This is a genomic window from Bradyrhizobium sp. NBAIM01, from assembly GCF_020194115.1.
In the GTDB taxonomy this organism is placed as follows: domain Bacteria; phylum Pseudomonadota; class Alphaproteobacteria; order Rhizobiales; family Xanthobacteraceae; genus Bradyrhizobium; species Bradyrhizobium yuanmingense.
Genome location: NZ_JADYVU010000044.1, coordinates 1 through 388 on the forward strand (window position 1 = coordinate 1; position 388 = coordinate 388).

1 pseudogene is annotated in these 388 nt (G+C 63.7%); it reads left to right on the plus strand.

Annotated features, from left to right (window positions below):
- Positions 1-388 (plus strand): annotated as a pseudogene (locus I6F31_RS36755) (IS110 family transposase); the annotation flags it as partial.

A 388-nucleotide genomic window follows, 5' to 3' on the forward strand; every position in this document is an offset into this window, starting at 1 on the left:
TGTGGCGTTATTACCCGCAAGCGGCCGAGCTGACCGATGATGTCGCAGACGACTGGTTCCTGAGCTTGTGGCAGAAGGTGCCGACACCCGCTGCGGCCGCCAAGGCATCGGAGAAGACGATTGCGCGCATCCTCAAGCAGCATCGTATCCGCCGTGTCGACGCCGCCACCGTGCTGCAGACCCTGCGCAAGACGGCCTTGTTCGTCGCACCAGGTACCACGGAGGCGGCGTGCGTCCATATCCGCAGCCTTGTCGCGCGCATGCGCCTGGTCAATCAGCAGATCAAGCAAGCCGACGCTGCCCTGGACGGCCTTTGCGATAGTCTGGCGGCACAGGGCGAGGAGAACTCATCGGGGCAGAGCTATGAGCAGCGTGACGTGGCAATCCT